We start from the raw sequence: 16624 nt of genomic DNA, 5'->3' as shown, positions 1-16624 counted from the left end.
TTGGGCTTTACCGGGGTGCGCCGCGGATGATGAGCCAGCCGCGTCCCAGGGGGCGCTCGAGGAGGAGGGTGGTGTCATCGAATCCCGTGTTCCAGGGGTTGGCGATGGTGGACAGGTCGACGTCCTCCAGGCTCATATTGTCGGGTCTTGATTGTGGGAATATCTCGATATTCTTCCCGAGATAGCCGGTGTTGTTGGTGACGTAGTCGCGGATGGCCTGGTCGGTGGCGGTGAAGGCGATGATGTAGCCCCAGCCGCCTGGGTTGTTTTTGGCGTAGTTGGTGGCGGGGTCCACGGAGAGCACGTGGGCGTTGTCGGGCAGTTGGTGGCCCTTGCCGATGGACAGGATGTCGTCCAGGTGGTCCATGTCCGCGGGGTAGGGCGCGCCCTCCTGGGTGACCGCCACTGTGGCCTCCTGGGTTTCCTGGGTGGGTGCCGGTTGGGTGGTGGTCGTGGTGCGCGGGGTCGATGGGCCGCCGCAGGCCGCCAGCAGGGCGAACGCGAGGACGGTGCCGGCCACCGCCGGTGGGCTCAGCGGGCGCGGCCGGCTCATGGCCCGGTCCCGTGGCGGACGGAGGACTCCCCGCTCATGTCGTACTCCTTGGGTGTGCGGGCTTTACCGGGATCCGCCGCGGATGATGAGCCAGCCGCGTCCCAGGGGGCGCTCGAGGAGGAGGGTGGTGTCATCGAATCCCGTGTTCCAGGGGTTGGCGATGGTGGACAGGTCGACGTCCTCCAGGCGCATGTCGTCGGGTCTTGATTGTGGGAATATCTCGATATTCTTCCCGAGATAGCCGGTGTTGTTGGTGACGTAGTCGCGGATGGCCTGGTCGGTGGCGGTGAAGGCGATGATGTAGCCCCAGCCGCCTGGGTTGTTTTTGGCGTAGTTGGTGGCGGGGTCCACGGAGAGCACGTGGGCGTTGTCGGGCAGTTGGTGGCCCTTGCCGATGGACAGGATGTCGTCCAGGTGGTCCATGTCCGCGGGGTAGGGCGCGCCCTCCTGGGTGACCGCCACTGTGGCCTCCTGGGTTTCCTGGGTGGGTGCCGGTTGGGTGGTGGTCGTGGTGCGCGGGGTCGATGGGCCGCCGCAGGCCGCCAGCAGGGCGAACGCGAGGACGGTGCCGGCCACCGCCGGTGGGCGCGGCCGGCTCATGGCCCGGTCCCGTGGCGGACGGAGGACTCCCCGCTCATGTCGTACTCCTGAGCGAGCCCGGCCCGATGGAGCTCCTGCAACTCTTTGTCGGTGATGGTCATGCCGAAGATCTCGGTGGATTTATCGCCGTCCCAGTTGTACCGGTCGGCGGTGTGGGCGCGGTAGTCGTAGGAGTAGGTCCACTCCGAGTTGCCGTCGGTAGGAGGGTACACGGTGATGGTCCCGTCCGTGGCACGCTGGTAGCCGCCGGTGGCGTAGAACCAGTTGTCGCTCTCGATAGGATTGGCGTCCGCATGCTCCCACGGGGTATTGAACGGATAGGTCATCGGCCCGGTGTATCCCGAGGCCTGCGCATCATCGACCGCCTGACCTGCCATAGTAGTCACGGCTGTCTGCGTATCATTGTCAAGACTGGGCAGGTCGTTCAGCATGCCATCGACGTCCATGTCCTGGTGGCTGCCGGTGTTCTGCAGGTAGTGGTAGAGGTTCTTCGAGGCGTCCGGCCACATCGACGCGCACGTCCCCGCGGCGAGAGTGGCGGCCTCGTGAACGGCGTAGTCGCGCGGAGTCGGAGGACGTTGCCTGTACTGGCCGGAGCCCTCATTATCGGAGTCGCCCGGGTACTGCCACGGATCCACGCCGGGCATGTCCGCGTGCTCGCCGGGAACGGGATCTCCCAGGCCCGTGGTGTCGTCACTGCTCCCGCCCTCCTCGCCATCCTTGCTCGGACGCCGACCGCCGTAGGGGACGAGACGGCCCCCTCGAGATGCGAGTGTGTCGGGGTCGTCAGCCCTATCGGCCCTATCGGACGAGGAGGAGTCGGGTGCGGATGACGCCGGTTGCGCGCTCGATGACACCATGGTCAGGGACTGGGTGTAGTCGGCGTCGACCTGGTCTGCCAGAGCGAGGGTGGACGAGACCATGGTCGACAGCTCGGCGGCCTGCGCCTGCGCCTGACCCGCATCGGCGGTGCTGCCATCGGCGGTCGGCGGCGTCCCGCCGGCGCCCGTCCCGCTCGCCGTGGGCGCTACGGTGACCGCCCCGTCCGGGCCGAGCACCACCTGAGGGTGGGCGTCGGCGTAGTCCAGGCAGGCGAGCGCCTTCCGCCTGACCGCCGCGACCCCGTCTCCGGCTTCACGGGTGGCCGTCATGAGGCGAGTCACCACGTCGATGTGCTCCCCATGGGAGGTGATGCACGTGCGCAGCGCCGCACGCGCCGCGTCCACGGCCTCGCCCCGGGACGCGACCCGCGCGAGCGTCAGCTGGGCGTCCTCGCGCAGGTGCGTCAGCGTGCCGTGCATCGTTCTCAGACTCTCCGCGGACTCCTCCAATGGCTCGGGGCGCCATTCGCATACATTCGCCCAGGTCGCCATCGGCTCAGTCCAGCCCCTTCGCGCGCCCACTGGCTCGTCGATTCCGCCGTGGGCCCGGACGGGCCGGGCAGGGACGCGGCGACCGCCTCGTCGTTGCTGCGGTGGATGGACAGCAGTCTGCGCGTGCCGCTGCTCGTCCTCCCGTACCGGCCGACCAGGGCGGCCGTCAGATCGTTCAGAGCCGCGGCGGCCCCGCTCGCCGCCCCCGAGCTCGCGGAGGCGGGCATCGCCGACTCGGCGCCGTTCATGGCTCCGATGGCGTCGAGGCCGTGGAAACCGTCGCGAATCGAGTCGATCGAGGCGGCCGCCATCTCCAGGTCGCCGTTAATGATGTGGATATTCGCGGTCATTGCCGCACGCCTTCCGAAGGGTGCAGGGACAGTGAGAGGACGGTGAGGAGCAATCCTGAGCGGTGCGAAACGCCGAAAACACTCAGGATATTCAAAGGACATTCAGAGCATGGCAAACGCGACTCACGGTAGCGATATCGTCGGTTCGAGTCAACCCTGGACCTCGGTCGTACGCCGTGGTCTCGCAGGTCATGCAGGTCATGCAAAGGAAGCCCGGCCGTCGCGGTGGCAAAATGAGCCCATGAGCCTCTCCCTGCCCCCGGCCCCCGACGTCCCCGGCTGGACGCACGTGTCCAGCGGCAAGGTCCGCGACGTCTACGCCCCCGCCACCGACTCCCCGTGGGCCGGTCGGGACGTCCTGCTCGTCGTCGCCTCGGACCGCATCAGCGCCTACGACCACGTCCTGCCCACACCCGTGCCGGACAAGGGGAGGGTCCTCACCGCTCTGTCCGCCTGGTGGTTCGAGCAGCTGGACGACATCGTTGCCAACCACCTCGTCAGCCTCGATGTGCCCGACGTCGTCGCCGGCCGCGCCATGATCTGCCGCCGCCTGAGGATGCACCCCGTCGAGTGCGTGGTTCGCGGCTACCTCACCGGCTCGGGCCTGGCCGAGTACCGCGAGAACCGGCGCGTGTGCGGTGTTGCGCTGCCGGAGGGACTCACCGAGGCCTCCCGACTGCCCGAGCCCGTCTTCACCCCCGCCGCCAAGGCCGAGCTCGGCGACCACGATGAGAACATCCCCTTCTCCCGTGTGGTCGCGATGATCGGCGAGGAGCCGGCCGCCGCGCTGCGCGAGACCTCCCTCGCCCTGTACGCGCGCGCCGCGGCCATCGCCCGCGATCGCGGCATCATCCTCGCCGACACCAAGTTCGAGTTCGGCGTCGGCCCGAGCGGCGGGCTCGTCCTCGGCGATGAGGTCCTCACCCCGGACTCCTCCCGATTCTGGCCCGCCGACCAGTGGGTTCCCGGCCGGGTCACCCCCTCCTTCGACAAGCAGTACGTGCGCGACTGGCTCGCCTCGCCGGCGTCGGGATGGGACCGCTCCTCGAGGCAGGCGCCCCCCGCCCTGCCCGCCGACGTCGTCGAGCGCACCCGGGCCCGCTACCTCGAGGCCTACGAGCGCCTCACCGGCTCCCCGCTGCCGGCTCCGGGGGCGTGGGTGGAGGCGACGGCGCAGGCAGCGTCAACAGGACCGGTGGAGTCGGCACCACCGTCAGCGCCGACGGCGCGGGCACCGGCAGAGCCGGTGGGGCGGACGGCGCCGACGGGTCCGATGGCCTCGACGGGGCCAGCAGCACCGGCAGTACCGGTGGAGCCGGTAGCACCGGCAAGCCCGACAGCGCCGACGGCGGGGCCGCGATGACCGCCTCCGGCCCCGCGGACCAGGCGGGCCCGACCTCCTCCCAGCGGTCGACGACCCGAACCTTCCGCCCCGGGCCGGGCTTCGCCGTCGCCGTCGCCATCACCGCCCTCGTGGTCGTGCTGATGCTCGCGGCGGCCGTCGCGGCGGCGCTCGGCGCCCGCGGGACCTCCGGCGTCCTGGGCGGCATCGCGCTGGTGGCGGTCGGCGCTGGCCTGCTCGCCCTGCTGCGCGTACCGGCGCGCTCGCTCGTCGTCAATGCGCCGCGTCTGCGGCTGGAGCGCAACCGCGCGCGCTTCGCCCGACGTCGTACTCGTGACGCCCACGATGCCCGTGACACCCGCGATCCCTCCGGGACCGGGCGGCGCGCCGGACACGACTCGTCCGGCACCGGAGGCGCCGCGATGCCCGGGGGCGACCTGGCGGTCCCCCTGACCGTCCCCGGCACCGACATCGCGATCCCGGAATCGACCGGTCGGCGCGAGCTGACCACTCTCGACGTCGTCTCCGGCCCCTTCTCGACCGCCCTGGCGGCCTCCACGATCGGGCGGGTCGCCGACGAGCGCCTCGCCGGGACGACGGCGGGCGAGGGACTCGCCCGTGTGACGCAGCTGCTGGCCGGCTCCCTCGGGTTCCTCCTGATGGCGCTGGGACTGGCCTCGATCCTGCGGCAGGTGCTCTCGTGACCCCGCCGGGCGGGGACCGGCGTCCGGCGACGGAGCGCGGTCCCGTCGACTGGGGCGTGGGTCGCGGCGCCGCGCCGAGCGAGCCGACGCCCGGGCAGCGGGCGCGCAGTCCCTGGCCGGTGGCCGTGCGGCGCCAGCGCCTGGCGGGGATCGCCTTCGCCCTGGTGGGGCTGGCTCTGGCGACCTGGTCGGCGATGAACCTGGCGACCAATGCGGAGGCCGGGCGGCTGTGGATCCCGCCGTGGCTCGTCGTCGTCCTGGCGGGGGCGGGACTCGTCTCCGCCGCCGGGTACCTGGCGTGGGCCGGGGGCACTGCTGTGCGCCGGGAGGGCGAGCGCTGGACGCCGACCGTGCTGGATGCGGCCGCGGGCCTGACCGTGGGAACGGTCGACGTCGTCGACGCCCAGCGTCTCCTGGTCGGCCGTCAGGAAGCCTCCCCGCCCCGGTCGTCGCCCGCCGGTGCCGCCGGTACCGCCGGCGCCACCGGGAGCGCCACCGGCGACAGTGCGCCGGGAGAGGGGCGCGCGGGGCCGTCTCGCGCGGCGCTGGACTCCGGGCCCGCACCGCTCATGGGCGGCTCCACCCTCGATCAGTCCGCCCACGCCCCCGCGGGCGTGGCCGGCGCCGTCGGCGGCTTCATGCTGGCGGCGGCCGTGGTGTGCGCGATCCTCGCCCTCGTGCTGGGCGCGGCGTGGTTGCTGGGAACGGTGTCCCTGGCGATCGGCGGTGCGCTCGCCATCCGCCTGGCCGGCGACTGGCTGGGCCATGTCTGACGGGCCTGACGGATTTGCCGGGCCGCGCTGGCGGTCGAGCCCAATGCCGGCGAGCCGCCGGTCGATCCCGATGGGAGAATCGGCGCGGTCCTCTCGCCGTAGCGCCGGGCGCCCGGGTACTCTGCGTCCTGGACGCTTCCCGCACCGCACTCAGGAGGACCGATGGGACGCATCGTCGTCGAGGTCATGCCCAAGCCCGAGATCCTCGACCCGCAGGGCAAGGCGGTCGTCGGAAGCCTCCCGCGCCTCGGGTTCGACCAGTTCACCGCGGTGCGCCAGGGCCGCCGCTTCGAGCTGACGGTGGACGGCCCGGTCACCGACGCCCACCTGGCCGCCGCCGCGGAGGCCGCCTCGACGCTGCTGTCCAACCCGATCATCGAGGACGTCGTCTCCGTGCGCGCCGACGAGGAGACCCGATGACTCGCATCGGCGTCATCACCTTCCCGGGAACCCTCGACGACGTCGACGCCGCCCGCGCCGTGCGCCTGGCTGGTGCCGACTCCGTGGCCCTGTGGCACAAGGACGCCGACCTCAAGGCCGTCGACGCCGTCGTCGTCCCCGGCGGCTTCTCCTACGGCGACTACCTGCGCTGCGGCGCCATCGCCCGCTTCGCCCCCGTCATGAGCGAGGTGGTCCGGGCCGCGGGCGAGGGCATGCCCGTCCTGGGCATCTGCAACGGCTTCCAGATCCTCACCGAGGCGCACCTGCTGCCCGGCGCGCTCATCCGCAACGACCACCAGAGGTTCATCTGCCGCGAGCAGCGCCTGCGCATCGAGTCGACCTCGACCGCGTGGACGCGACTGTTCGAGGACGGCGAGGAGATCACCGTCCCGCTCAAGAACGGGGAGGGGAGCTTCATCGCCCCGCCCGACGAGCTCGACCGCCTCGAGGGGGAGGGACGCGTCGTCTTCCGGTACGTCGGCGGGAACCCGAACGGGTCGGCTCGCGACATCGCCGGTGTGCGCAACGAGCGGGGCACCGTCGTCGGCCTCATGCCCCACCCCGAGCACGCCGTCGAGCCCGGCTTCGGCCCCGACTCCGCGGCGGGCCCGCGCACCGGCGTGGACGGTCTGCGGCTCTTCCGCTCCGCCATCGACTCACTGGTGGGGGCCTGACGCTCCGGGCGGACGGCCCCGCGTCAATCCGCGGAATGTCGTGTCGGGGAAGGGGCCTGACGCTCCGGGCGGACGGCCCCGCTGCTTCCCCGGCCCGGACAGCACCGACGAGCCCACCTTCTCGCTCCGTCTCATCGGGCCTGTGGAAGACTCCCCGGCCATGTGGACAGTTGTGGATAACTGTGGACGATGGCGGTGAGGAGTCTCCGCCATCGGCGAACACAGCGAGGGGCGACCGAGCCGCTCGCACGCATTGAAGATCACGGTTGGATAACGATCATGGCGCGCCGTGGTGCGGATCTCGTGTCCCCGCCGGTCGGTCGGTCACAGGATTGGCCCCTGCTGCCAACGATTTGACGCAATGGACTCGTTGGTTTAATGAAGGTTGCGAGGGAGGCGTCCCTCGGTCCGGGACCTGCTCGGCTCGGCAGGTTTGTCCTCTCATCGAGCCACCAAGGTGTCGATCGCGTCACGGCGTCGCTCCGCCGTGCGCGCGCACAAGCCTGTGGATTCACCTTGTGGATAACGCGGTCGGCGCGGGGCGAGCGGATGTCGCCGGGCGGGTGGGATCCGCTCCGGCCCCTCAGCGGAGCCGCAGCAGCCCCTCGGTCCGCGCGGGGCTCCGGGAGCGGCGCATCGTCGGTCCGCCGCGGGCCGTCAAGCCCCTCAGTCCGCGCGGAGCTCCAGGGCGCGGTCGATGGCACCGACGATCTCGCTCAAGTGCCGGTCGGGGAGGAATTCGCGTCGCACGGACTCGTGAGCCGCCAGCCCCATCTCGCGAGCCCTGGCCGGGAAGCGCAGCAGGTCGGCGGTGGCCTCCGCCCACGCGCCCGCCTCGGCCGAATCGACCAGCACGCCGTCGACTCCGTCGACGATCTGGTCCTGGATGCCCCCGACCGCGGAGGCGACCACGGCCGCCTTCTTCCACATGGCCTCCGCCACGGGCAGTCCGAAGGCCTCCACGAGCGAGCGCTGGGTGACGACGTCGGCGACGCGCTGGACGGCGTTGACCACCGTCGCATTGACCTCCCGGTCGTGCATCGGCACCGCGGCGATGTGGACCCGGCCCGCCACCGACTCCGGCAGGAGGTCCCAGCGGTCGAGGACCTCGCCGAGCACCTCGGCGGAGGCCTCGTCGCGGTTCGGGTCCGGGTCCGGGCCGACGATCAGCAGGTGGGCGTCCTCGGGGAGGACGGCGAGGTTCGAGGCGAAGGCCCCGATGAGTTCCCGGGCGCCCTTGAGGCGGTCCCAACGGCCCACCTGCACGATCGTGCGCACCCCCGTCGGCACCGGCAGGCCCGCACCGGCCAGGGAGGGCATTCGTCGAATGGCGTCGGGGCGGCCGTCCTCGTGGACGAAGGGGACCGCGTCGAAGGGCGGCTCGCCGTCGAAGATCCCCGCCAGGCGCGCCACGGACCAGGCCTCGTCGAGGTCGAGAACCCGGTTCTTGGGGGAGTCGGGGTTGATCGAGGGCTTGACGACGGCGCAGCGCTCCGGCTCGATGAAGGGCGGGCGGTACTCCTCCCGGGAGACGACGACGAGGTCGACGTCCTCCAGGTACCGGTCGAGGAAGGCCCAGGCGCGCTCCGCCGCCTCCCCGGAACGGCCGCCGCCCAGGTGGCAGCGCCAGACGACCGCGGCGCCGGCCCGTTGGAAGGCCCGAGCCAGGCCCGCGGTGGGTGGGTCGTGCAGGATGACGACGTCGCCCTCGCGGACGTCGTCGACGACGTTCTCGGCGTTCGAGGCCAGCACGTGCTCGTAGAGGTCGCGCTGCTTCTCGCCGAGCTTGCCGCCGTCGCCCCGGTCGCCGTGGATGCCGGCGTGGAGCCGTGCCGCCACGCGCACGAAGTCGGCGGGCGCGTCCAGCGCGAGCCACCGCGCCGTCACACCCAGCCCGAGCGCGTAGCCCACCAGGGGGGCGACCGTCTCCGCGGGCCCCGCCCCTGCGGCGGCCGATGGCGTTACCGTCCACACGGTGCGCCCCTCGAGCAGGGTGCGGGCGGCGTCGATGCCGCTCTTCAGCCGATGTCCGGCGACCTCGTCCAGATGGCTCTCGAGCTCCGGGATGGGCAGGGAGGCTACGTCAATGCTTCTCATGGACCGATCCTGCCCTACATGCGTGTGATGCGAGGCACTTTCGAGGGCGTGTGTCGCGCGATCGGAGGATGCGGCCGCCGACGATCGGCGGCACTGGTTGCGTTGAGTCCGCAGACGAGTCATGATGCAGTGCCATCGCAGGGCCGATTCCGAGGCCCGCAATTCAGTTGGAGGACCTGAATGAGTACCCCGCCCCCTTACGGTCAGCCCGGATACCCCGATGCCGGTTACGGCCAGCCCGCCTACGGCACCGGCGTCGCCCCCAAGTCCAAGACGACCGCCGCACTGCTGGCCTTCTTCCTGGGAGGCCTCGGCATTCACAACTTCTACCGTGGTCAGAAGGGCCGCGGCTTCGGCCACCTCGTCCTGTCCCTCATCTTCGTCATCGGCTACATCATCGCCATCGTCACAGCGGTGAACACCGCGAGCACCGGGCAGATGACCGATAGCGCGGCCGCCGGCCTGGGCCTCGGCGGCCTTATCGCCGGGCTGGCCGGCACGGCGAACGGGATCTGGACGCTCGTCGAGTTCATCATGATCCTCGTCTCCAAGGACGGCACGCTTCAGTGAGGCGCCGCCGGCTCGCGCGGGTCGGGTGACGCGCGCGGGTCGGTTGCCGAACCCGCTCGAACCCGATGACGGTGGCGCCCCTCCCCGCGGGGAGGGGCGCCACCGTGCGTTCGCCGCGCGGCGCGCGCCGGGGCCACCGCGCGCGTCCGTGTCGCCGGCACGGGTATCCTCATGCGGGGTCCCACTCCGTCCCCGCCCAGGAGCATCCCAGGAGCATTCATGGCTGCCGAATCCGCTGAGTCCGCCGAATCCGCTGAAATCGCTGCGGAATCCACTGCGCCCACGAGTTCTGCGCCGCCCGCGCCCTCCGCCGACCGGGTCCGGCCCGCCGAGCACCCCGACACCGTCGCCGATGCCGCCGCCACGCCCGAGCGGGCCATGCCCCACCGCGAGCTCGGCCTCAAGGACGAGGAGTACGAGTCCATCCGCGAGTTGCTGGGCCGCCGCCCCACCAGCGCCGAGCTCGCCATGTACTCGGTCATGTGGTCCGAGCACTGCTCCTACAAGTCCTCCAAGATCCACCTGCGCCAGTTCGGGGACAAGACCACCCCCGAGATGCGCGAGCACCTCCTGGTCGGCATGGGCCAGAACGCCGGCGTCGTCGACATCGGTGACGGCTGGGCCGTCACCTACAAGGTCGAGTCCCACAACCACCCCAGCTACGTCGAGCCCTACCAGGGCGCGGCGACCGGCGTGGGCGGCATCGTGCGCGACATCATGTCCATGGGGGCGAGGCCCGTGGCCGTCATGGACCAGCTGCGCTTCGGCGCCGCTGGGCACCCCGACACCGCGCGCGTCGTCCACGGCGTCGTGGCCGGCGTGGGCGGCTACGGCAACTGCCTGGGCCTGCCCAACATCGGCGGCGAGACCGAGTTCGACCCCTCCTACCAGGAGAACCCGCTGGTCAACGCCCTGTGCGTGGGCGCGCTGCGCCACGAGGACATCCACCTGGCCAACGCCTCGGGCACCGGCAACAAGGTGGTGCTCTTCGGGGCGCGCACCGGCGGCGACGGCATCGGCGGCGCCTCCATCCTGGCGTCCGAGTCCTTCGAGGACGGCATGCCCGCCAAGCGGCCCAGCGTCCAGGTGGGCGACCCCTTCATGGAGAAGGTCCTCATCGAGTGCTGCCTCGACCTGTTCGCGGGCGACCTCGTGCTGGGCATCCAGGACCTGGGCGCCGCCGGCATCTCCTGCGCCACCAGCGAGCTCGCCTCCAACGGCGACGGCGGCATGCACGTGGACCTGGAGAAGGTGCTGCTGCGCGACCCCACCCTGACCGCCGGCGAGATCCTCATGAGCGAGTCCCAGGAGCGCATGATGGCCGTCGTCGCGCCCGACAGGCTCGAGGAGTTCATGGCCGTCATCGACACGTGGGACGTCGAGGCCGCCGTCATCGGCGAGGTCAACGGCTCGGGCCGCCTGACCATCGACCACTTCGGGGAGCGGATCGTCGACGTCGACCCGCGCACCGTGGCCCATGAGGGCCCCACCTACGAGCGGCCCTACGCCCGTCCCGCCTGGCAGGACGAACTCAACGCCGACTCCTCCTCGCGCCTGCCCCGCCCCGAGACGGCGGCCGAGCTCGCCGAGCAGGTCCTCGCCGTCGTGACCAGCCCCAACCAGGCCCCCGTCGCCTGGGTGACCGACCAGTACGACCGCTTCGTGCGCGGCAGCACCGCCCTGTGCCAGCCCGACGACGCCGGCGTCATCCGCGTGGATGAGGCCACCGGGCGGGGCGTGGCCATCGCCACCGACGCCAACGGCCGCTTCACCAAGCTCGACCCCGCCACCGGCGCCGCCGCGGCCCTGGCCGAGTCCTACCGCAACGTGTGCACCGTGGGGGCCCGGCCCCTGGCCGTCACCGACTGCCTCAACGTCGGCTCGCCGGAGGACCCCGACGCCATGTGGCAGCTCGTCGAGATCATCACCGGCCTGGCCGACGCCTGCGCCGTCATGGGCGTGCCCGTCACCGGTGGCAACGTCTCCCTCTACAACTCCCACGGCAAGGTCAAGGGGCGGATCGACTCCTCGATCAATCCCACGCCCGTCGTCGGCGTCCTGGGCGTCATGGACGACGTGCGCCGCGCCAACCCCTCGGGCTGGTTCGAGGAGGGCCTGGCCATCATGGCCCTGGGCGCCACCGCCGACGAGCTCGACGGCTCGGCGTGGGCGCGCGTGGTCCACGACCACCTCGGCGGGCTGCCCCCGCGCGTCGACCTCGAGGCGGAGATGGCCCTCGGGCGTGTCCTGCTGGCCCTCGGCGAGGCGGAGGGGCCCGACGGCGAGACGCTGGTGCGCGCCGCCCACGACCTGTCCACCGGTGGGCTCGTCCAGACCCTTGTGGACTCCTGCCTGCGCCACGGCGTCGGCGCCAGCGTGGATCTGACCGCCATCCAGGGCGAGGGCGTGGACGACGTCACCGCCCTGTTCTCCGAGTCCGGGGCCCGCGCGATCGTGGCCGTGCCCGAGTGGGCCGTGGCGGCCGTGTCCGCGGCCGCCGAGGCCGAGGACGTCGCCTGGGCGCGTCTGGGCACCACCGGCGGCGACCTGCTCGTCGTGGCCGGCACCGATCTGCTCGACGAGGGCGGGGCCGGGTTCGCCGGTGGGGACGCCGCGGGGGAGGGGCCGGTGGGTCGCCCGCTCGTCCTCGATCTGGACGAGCTGCGCGAGCGCGTCGAGGGCGTGCTGCCGGCACTGCTCGGGTGAAGCGGGCACGTCACGGTCTCATGGCCGGCTCCGGGGCGCGCGGCGCCACGGCACCGGACGTCGCCTCGGCGTCCGACCGCCAAGAGCGGTGACGCCGTCGTCACCGGCTGGAGCCCGTCGTCGAGCCGCCTCCGATCAGCGCCAGCAGGGTGCCCGTGACGCCGATGAGCACGAGGCAGAGGAGCCCGGTGAGAAACGCCGCCTGCACGGACTTGGTCCAGCGGTGGCGAGAATGCTGATCGGCGAGGACGAGGAGCCGGCTTCGCGGGTAGGTGGTCGTGATCGTGTTCATGAGCCCAGTCTTCGTGGTGGTGACCTGGTGCACATCGGGCTGCCGGACGAATCCGCCGCCGCCCTCGTCCACCCGGGGTACGGCGGGCTCCGGCGCCTCTCATCCTCTCGGTGGAGGCGCCGACGGCCGCGTTCGCCGGCGACGCGATGCTCGCGCTCGACGGCGCTGGGAGACTCCCGGCGCGGTCCCCCGGAGGGTCAGGACTCCCGCTCCAGGGTGAGCGTCACCCGGTCCTGGGTGAGAGTCATCGTGTCGCCCTGGAGCGCGACCTCGGCCCCGGCGCTGAAGAACTCCGTCAGCCACTCCTCCTGGGCCAACCGGTCCGGGTCGCAGCCGATGAGGGTGGACGTCAGGTCCTTGGCCGACAGGACGCCGTGGGAGTAGCCGACCCGACCGGACAGGGTGTTGCAGCCGCTGTCGATCCTGATGCCGCGGCCGTCGAGCACCATGCTGGGCCGCGTCCCCTCCACGAGATCGTGGCCCTCGGAGGAGGTCACCACCCACGTGCCCTCCGGCAGGTCGGCGCCGGCGCACCCCTGGACGCACAGCAGCGATCCGATGATGGCCCCGGCGACGAGGGCCCGGAGGCCTCGCGATCCGGCTGATACTCCCAACTTCCCCATGGTTCGGTCCTCACTCGTAGCGGCGTCGTCCTCGACGCGTTCAGTGCATCCGTGCATTCAAGCATCCAATGTAACGGCCCGTCACGGCCGGGCCCCGTTCGGCGGGTCGGTCCGCCTCGGCCGGGGCCCGTCCGGCGGGCGCGTTCGGGCGGGCCGTGATCAGCCGGCGGTCAGACTCGGGTGCGATCATGCCCCGCATGTCTGCTATCACCGCACTCGATGAGACCGCATGGGCCGATGCGACCTGGCCGCTCGGCACCCACATCCAGGGCGACGGCGTCGTCTTCGCCGTCCACGCCCCCGCCGCCACCCGGGTCCAGCTGGAGATCTACCCCGAGGCGCTCGGCGCCACCGCCTCGGCCGTCTTCCTGCCCGCTCGCGGCGCCGACGGCGTCTGGCGCGCCCGGCTGGGAGGCCTGGAGGCCGGCGCACTCGTCGGATTCCGCGTCTGGGGCCCCAACTGGCCCTACGACGAGGCCTGGACCCCCGGCTCGGACGCCGGCTTCATCGCCGACCTCGACGAGCAGGGCAACCGCTTCAACCCCAACAAGGTTCTCTTCGACCCCTACTCCCGCGAGATCACCCACAACGTGCGCACCGACGCCCTGGCCCGCCTCGGCGTCGACGACGGGGTGTTCGGCACCGGCGGCGAGCTCGTCGATGGCGTGCCCCGCCGTCGGATCGACACCGCCCCCTACGCCCCCAAGGGCATTGTCGTCCCCGAGGATCCCGGGGGCGCCGGCGGCGACGGGCGGGTCGGCAAGCCGCAGCTGCCGTCGGAGCGGGCCATCATCTACGAGGCGGGCGTCACGCAGCTCACCGGCCATCCCTCCGCGGCCCGGCTGGCGGACCTGCTGGTCGGCGAGCCCGGCTTCGAGGGCGTGGCCGGCATCCCCGCCGAGTACCAGGGCACGTACAGGGGCGCGGGGATGCTGGCGCCGTACCTCAAGGCCGCCGGCGTCACCACCGTCGAGCTCCTGCCCGTCCACGAGACCAACGCGTCCGAGACCGGCCGGGCCGGCGCCGCCAACGCCTGGGGCTACATGACCCTGTCGTTCTTCGCGCCCAACCGCCGCTACGCGGCCGACAAGGGCCGGGGCGGCCCCACCCGCGAGTTCAAGGAGATGGTCCGCGCCTTCCACGACGCCGGCATGGAGGTCTACCTCGACGTCGTCTACAACCACACCGCCGAGGGCGGCAACTGGAACGGCGACGTGAGCACCACCGGCTTCACGAGCCTGGGGGGCTTCGCCACCGCCGAGTACTACCAGATGACCCGCGAGAAGATCCTCGTCGACGGCGCCACGGGGACCTCTAACCAGATGAACTACTCCTCCCCGGTGGCCCGGCGGCTCGTCCTGGACTCGCTGCGCTACTGGAGCCGTGACATGGGGGTCGACGGCTTCCGCTTCGACCTGGCCACCGTGCTGGGCCGGCTGCCCGCCGACGCCGAGCCCGACGACTGGGGCGCCCAGAAGCGCTTCTTCAACGAGCACCCGCTGCTGACCGACATCGCCGCCCTCGCCGAGGAGGAGAACATCGAGGTCATCGCCGAGGCCTGGGACCTGTGGGGCTACGAGGTGGGCAACTTCCCCCGCGGCTGGGGCGAGTGGAACGGCCGCTACCGCGACGCCGTCCGCCGCTTCACCAAGGGGGACGGGAACACCGCCGACTTCCTCGACATGGTCAACGGCGACTACCACCACTTCGAGGACAACGGCGGCCCGCAGAAGTCGATCAACTTCATCGACGCCCATGACGGCTTCAACCTGGCCGACCTCGTCAGCTACCAGACGAAGGTCAACGACCAGCCCTACCCCTTCGGCCCCTCCGACGGCGGCAGCGACGACAACCTGTCGTGGGACTCCGGGGGCGACCAGGGGCTGCGGCGCCAGCGGCTGCGCAACCTGTGGACGATCCTCATGCTCTCCCGCGGCGTGCCCATGGTGGTGGCCGGAGACGAGTTCGGCCGCACCCAGAACGGCAACAACAACCCGTGGGCGCTGGACTCCACGGCCATGCGCAACAACTACGCGATGATCGCCACCAGCGCACCCCAGCGGGTGGGCATCGAGGACGGCACGGGCGCCGTCTACCACGACAACCTGGGCGTCTTCGACGGCCGGGACGAGCGGGTGAACCCTCTGTTCCGCTTCACCACCTTCCTCATGCGGCTGCGGGGCCGGCACGCCTGCCTGCGTCAGGCCGCCTGGGGCGACATGGCGGTCGGGGGCGACGACGTCTCCTACCTGTTCCACGCGCCCACCGCCGACGGCTCCCCGAACGAGGGCGACCGGGCTCTCGCGATCCACATCGACGCCCCCGACGACGGTTTCTGGGTCATGCTGAACATGACCTCGGACCCGGTCGATTTCCGGGTGCCCGAGGTCGACGGGGACCGTGCGTGGCGGCGCCTGGTCGACACCGCCGTGGGAGCGGAGAAGGAGGACAACTGCTGGCCCGAGGGCGAGGGCGAGGTCGTCTCCGACGGCGTCGCGGTGCAGCCGTGGTCGATCGTCGTGTGGCACAGGAGTCCGCGGTGAGAGACCCGCGGCGGGGGCGGGCGTCGCCATGCGCAGGCCGGTCGCCGCACCGCCCGGCGGGAGAGGCCCGCGCAGCGGGGCCCGCTCTCCGACGCCGCGCGGCGGGGCGCCGCGACCGCCCCGAACCGGGGGAATCGGGGGTTGACGCGGCCTCCGCGGCAGGAGATCCTTGCGTCGTAGTAACACGTACCTACATCAAAGGCGGCCTGAATGATGGCGGAGGCAACAACGACGTTCACCTCGCGTGAGTTCAACCGGGACGTGAGCGCCGCCAAGCGTGCGGCCGCCAACGGCCCGGTCATCGTCACCGATCGGGGGCAGCCCGCGTACGTGCTGCTCGGGATCGACGACTACCGGCGGCTCGCCGGGGAGCGGGACCGGGGGGTGACCGGCGAGGAGTTCGTCGAACGGCTCAGCATGAGCGAGGAGGACTACGTGTACGCCGACTTCGCTCCCGGCTTCTTCGGCGCCAAGGTTCCGGAGTTCTGATGCTCGTCCTCGATACCAACGTCATCTGCGAGCTGCGCAAGCCCCCGTCGAGAGTCGCCCCCGAGGTCGTGCGATGGGCCTCGGCGCAGGACCCGAACAGCCTCTACCTCAGCATGGTCACCCTGTACGAGCTGGAGGTCGGCGCGCGCAGGCTGGAGCGCCGCGACGAGGTGGGCGGCAGACGGCTTCGCCGCTGGATCGACGACCAGGTCGTTCAGGCCTTCGCCGATCGGCTCCTGCTGATCGACGCCGATGTGGCGCGCCAGGCGGCGGCGCTCCAGGTGCCCGATCCTCGCCCCGAACGCGATATGTACATCGCCGCGACGGCTCTCGTCCACGGCATGATCGTCGTGACTCGCAATGTGAGGGACTTCGCCCCCACCGGCGTCACCCTGCTCAACCCCTGGGAGGCGTGAGGCGGCGCCGGTCGCCGACCGGCCGGACGGCTCCCGGGTCCCGCGCCCGCGGATCGTCCTCGAGGCGACTGCGCCTAC

16 protein-coding genes and 1 pseudogene are annotated in these 16624 nt (G+C 71.7%); 10 read left to right on the top strand and 7 right to left on the bottom strand.

The window, feature by feature from the left end; genetic code table 11:
- Positions 1 to 7 precede the first annotated feature (7 nt).
- The 4 genes from G448_RS0113405 to G448_RS16765 all read right to left on the bottom strand — a co-directional run bounded on the left by G448_RS0113405 (position 8) and on the right by G448_RS16765 (position 2876).
- On the bottom strand, positions 8 to 553 hold the full coding sequence (locus tag G448_RS0113405) for a hypothetical protein (protein ID WP_245572350.1): 546 nt from the start codon (positions 551 to 553) through the stop codon (positions 8 to 10).
- A gap of 63 nt (positions 554 to 616) precedes the next feature.
- A complete protein-coding gene (locus G448_RS0113400) occupies positions 617 to 1153 on the bottom strand; it encodes a hypothetical protein (protein ID WP_245572349.1) in 537 nt (178 codons plus the stop codon).
- Positions 1150 to 2454 carry a hypothetical protein gene (locus G448_RS0113395; protein ID WP_245572348.1) on the bottom strand — a complete coding sequence of 435 codons (1305 nt, stop codon included), beginning with the start codon at positions 2452 to 2454 and terminating at the stop codon, positions 1150 to 1152. Before G448_RS0113395 ends, G448_RS0113400 begins: the two co-directional genes overlap by 4 nt.
- 5 nt (positions 2455 to 2459) lie before the next feature.
- Positions 2460 to 2876 (bottom strand): hypothetical protein, encoded by a 417-nt coding sequence (locus G448_RS16765; protein ID WP_211228023.1) that lies wholly within the window; start codon positions 2874 to 2876, stop codon positions 2460 to 2462.
- Positions 2877 to 3117: 241 nt separating this feature from the next.
- Between G448_RS16765 and G448_RS16760 the strand changes: the two are divergent.
- The 5 genes and pseudogenes from G448_RS16760 to purQ form a co-directional block, all read left to right on the top strand.
- A pseudogene (locus tag G448_RS16760) lies at positions 3118 to 4017 on the top strand (phosphoribosylaminoimidazolesuccinocarboxamide synthase); the annotation flags it as partial.
- A 218-nt stretch (positions 4018 to 4235) separates the two neighbouring features.
- Positions 4236 to 4922, top strand: a complete 687-nt coding sequence (locus G448_RS0113380) for a hypothetical protein (RefSeq protein WP_026408390.1) — start codon at positions 4236 to 4238, stop codon at positions 4920 to 4922.
- Entirely contained in the window at positions 4919 to 5695 is a 777-nt protein-coding gene (locus tag G448_RS0113375) for a PsbA protein (RefSeq protein ID WP_245572347.1), read from the top strand. Before G448_RS0113380 ends, G448_RS0113375 begins: the two co-directional genes overlap by 4 nt.
- A 162-nt stretch (positions 5696 to 5857) precedes the next feature.
- Entirely contained in the window at positions 5858 to 6115 is a 258-nt protein-coding gene (gene purS, locus G448_RS0113370) for a phosphoribosylformylglycinamidine synthase subunit PurS (RefSeq protein WP_026408388.1), read from the top strand.
- Complete coding sequence (gene purQ, locus G448_RS0113365) at positions 6112 to 6810, top strand: phosphoribosylformylglycinamidine synthase subunit PurQ (RefSeq protein WP_026408387.1); 699 nt, start codon at positions 6112 to 6114, stop codon at positions 6808 to 6810. The genes purS and purQ overlap by 4 nt, the downstream gene beginning before the upstream one ends.
- A 666-nt stretch (positions 6811 to 7476) precedes the next feature.
- Here the strand turns inward: purQ and G448_RS16755 are convergent.
- The gene (locus G448_RS16755; protein ID WP_034495444.1) at positions 7477 to 8907 is read right to left on the bottom strand and encodes a glycosyltransferase; all 1431 of its coding nucleotides are present in this window, start codon (positions 8905 to 8907) and stop codon (positions 7477 to 7479) included.
- 180 nt (positions 8908 to 9087) lie between these two features.
- Between G448_RS16755 and G448_RS0113355 the strand changes: the two genes are divergently transcribed.
- Positions 9088 to 9477 (top strand): TM2 domain-containing protein, encoded by a 390-nt coding sequence (locus G448_RS0113355; RefSeq protein ID WP_026408385.1) that lies wholly within the window; start codon positions 9088 to 9090, stop codon positions 9475 to 9477.
- 219 nt (positions 9478 to 9696) lie between these two features.
- Positions 9697 to 12183 (top strand): phosphoribosylformylglycinamidine synthase subunit PurL, encoded by a 2487-nt coding sequence (purL, locus tag G448_RS16750; RefSeq protein WP_245572346.1) that lies wholly within the window; start codon positions 9697 to 9699, stop codon positions 12181 to 12183.
- A 100-nt stretch (positions 12184 to 12283) separates the two neighbouring features.
- Here the strand turns inward: purL and G448_RS0113345 are convergent, their stop codons facing one another.
- Entirely contained in the window at positions 12284 to 12475 is a 192-nt protein-coding gene (locus tag G448_RS0113345) for a hypothetical protein (protein WP_026408384.1), read from the bottom strand.
- A gap of 197 nt (positions 12476 to 12672) precedes the next feature.
- Positions 12673 to 13098, bottom strand: a complete 426-nt coding sequence (locus G448_RS17195) for an META domain-containing protein (protein ID WP_026408383.1) — start codon at positions 13096 to 13098, stop codon at positions 12673 to 12675.
- Positions 13099 to 13295: 197 nt separating this feature from the next.
- Here G448_RS17195 and G448_RS0113335 point away from each other — a divergent pair, with 197 nt between their 5' ends.
- The 3 genes from G448_RS0113335 (at position 13296) to G448_RS0113325 (ending at position 16546) form a co-directional block, all read left to right on the top strand.
- Positions 13296 to 15641, top strand: coding sequence for a glycogen debranching protein (locus G448_RS0113335; RefSeq protein ID WP_051269129.1), 2346 nt, complete (start codon positions 13296 to 13298; stop codon positions 15639 to 15641).
- A 210-nt stretch (positions 15642 to 15851) separates the two neighbouring features.
- Entirely contained in the window at positions 15852 to 16130 is a 279-nt protein-coding gene (locus tag G448_RS0113330) for a type II toxin-antitoxin system Phd/YefM family antitoxin (protein ID WP_026408381.1), read from the top strand.
- Positions 16130 to 16546, top strand: a complete 417-nt coding sequence (locus G448_RS0113325; protein WP_026408380.1) for a type II toxin-antitoxin system VapC family toxin — start codon at positions 16130 to 16132, stop codon at positions 16544 to 16546. The genes G448_RS0113330 and G448_RS0113325 overlap by 1 nt, the downstream gene beginning before the upstream one ends.
- Positions 16547 to 16624 lie beyond the last annotated feature (78 nt).

The organism is Actinomyces gerencseriae DSM 6844 (genome assembly GCF_000429265.1).
GTDB classification, from domain to species: domain Bacteria; phylum Actinomycetota; class Actinomycetes; order Actinomycetales; family Actinomycetaceae; genus Actinomyces; species Actinomyces gerencseriae.
This window is presented reverse-complemented; position numbering and strand designations above follow the sequence as displayed.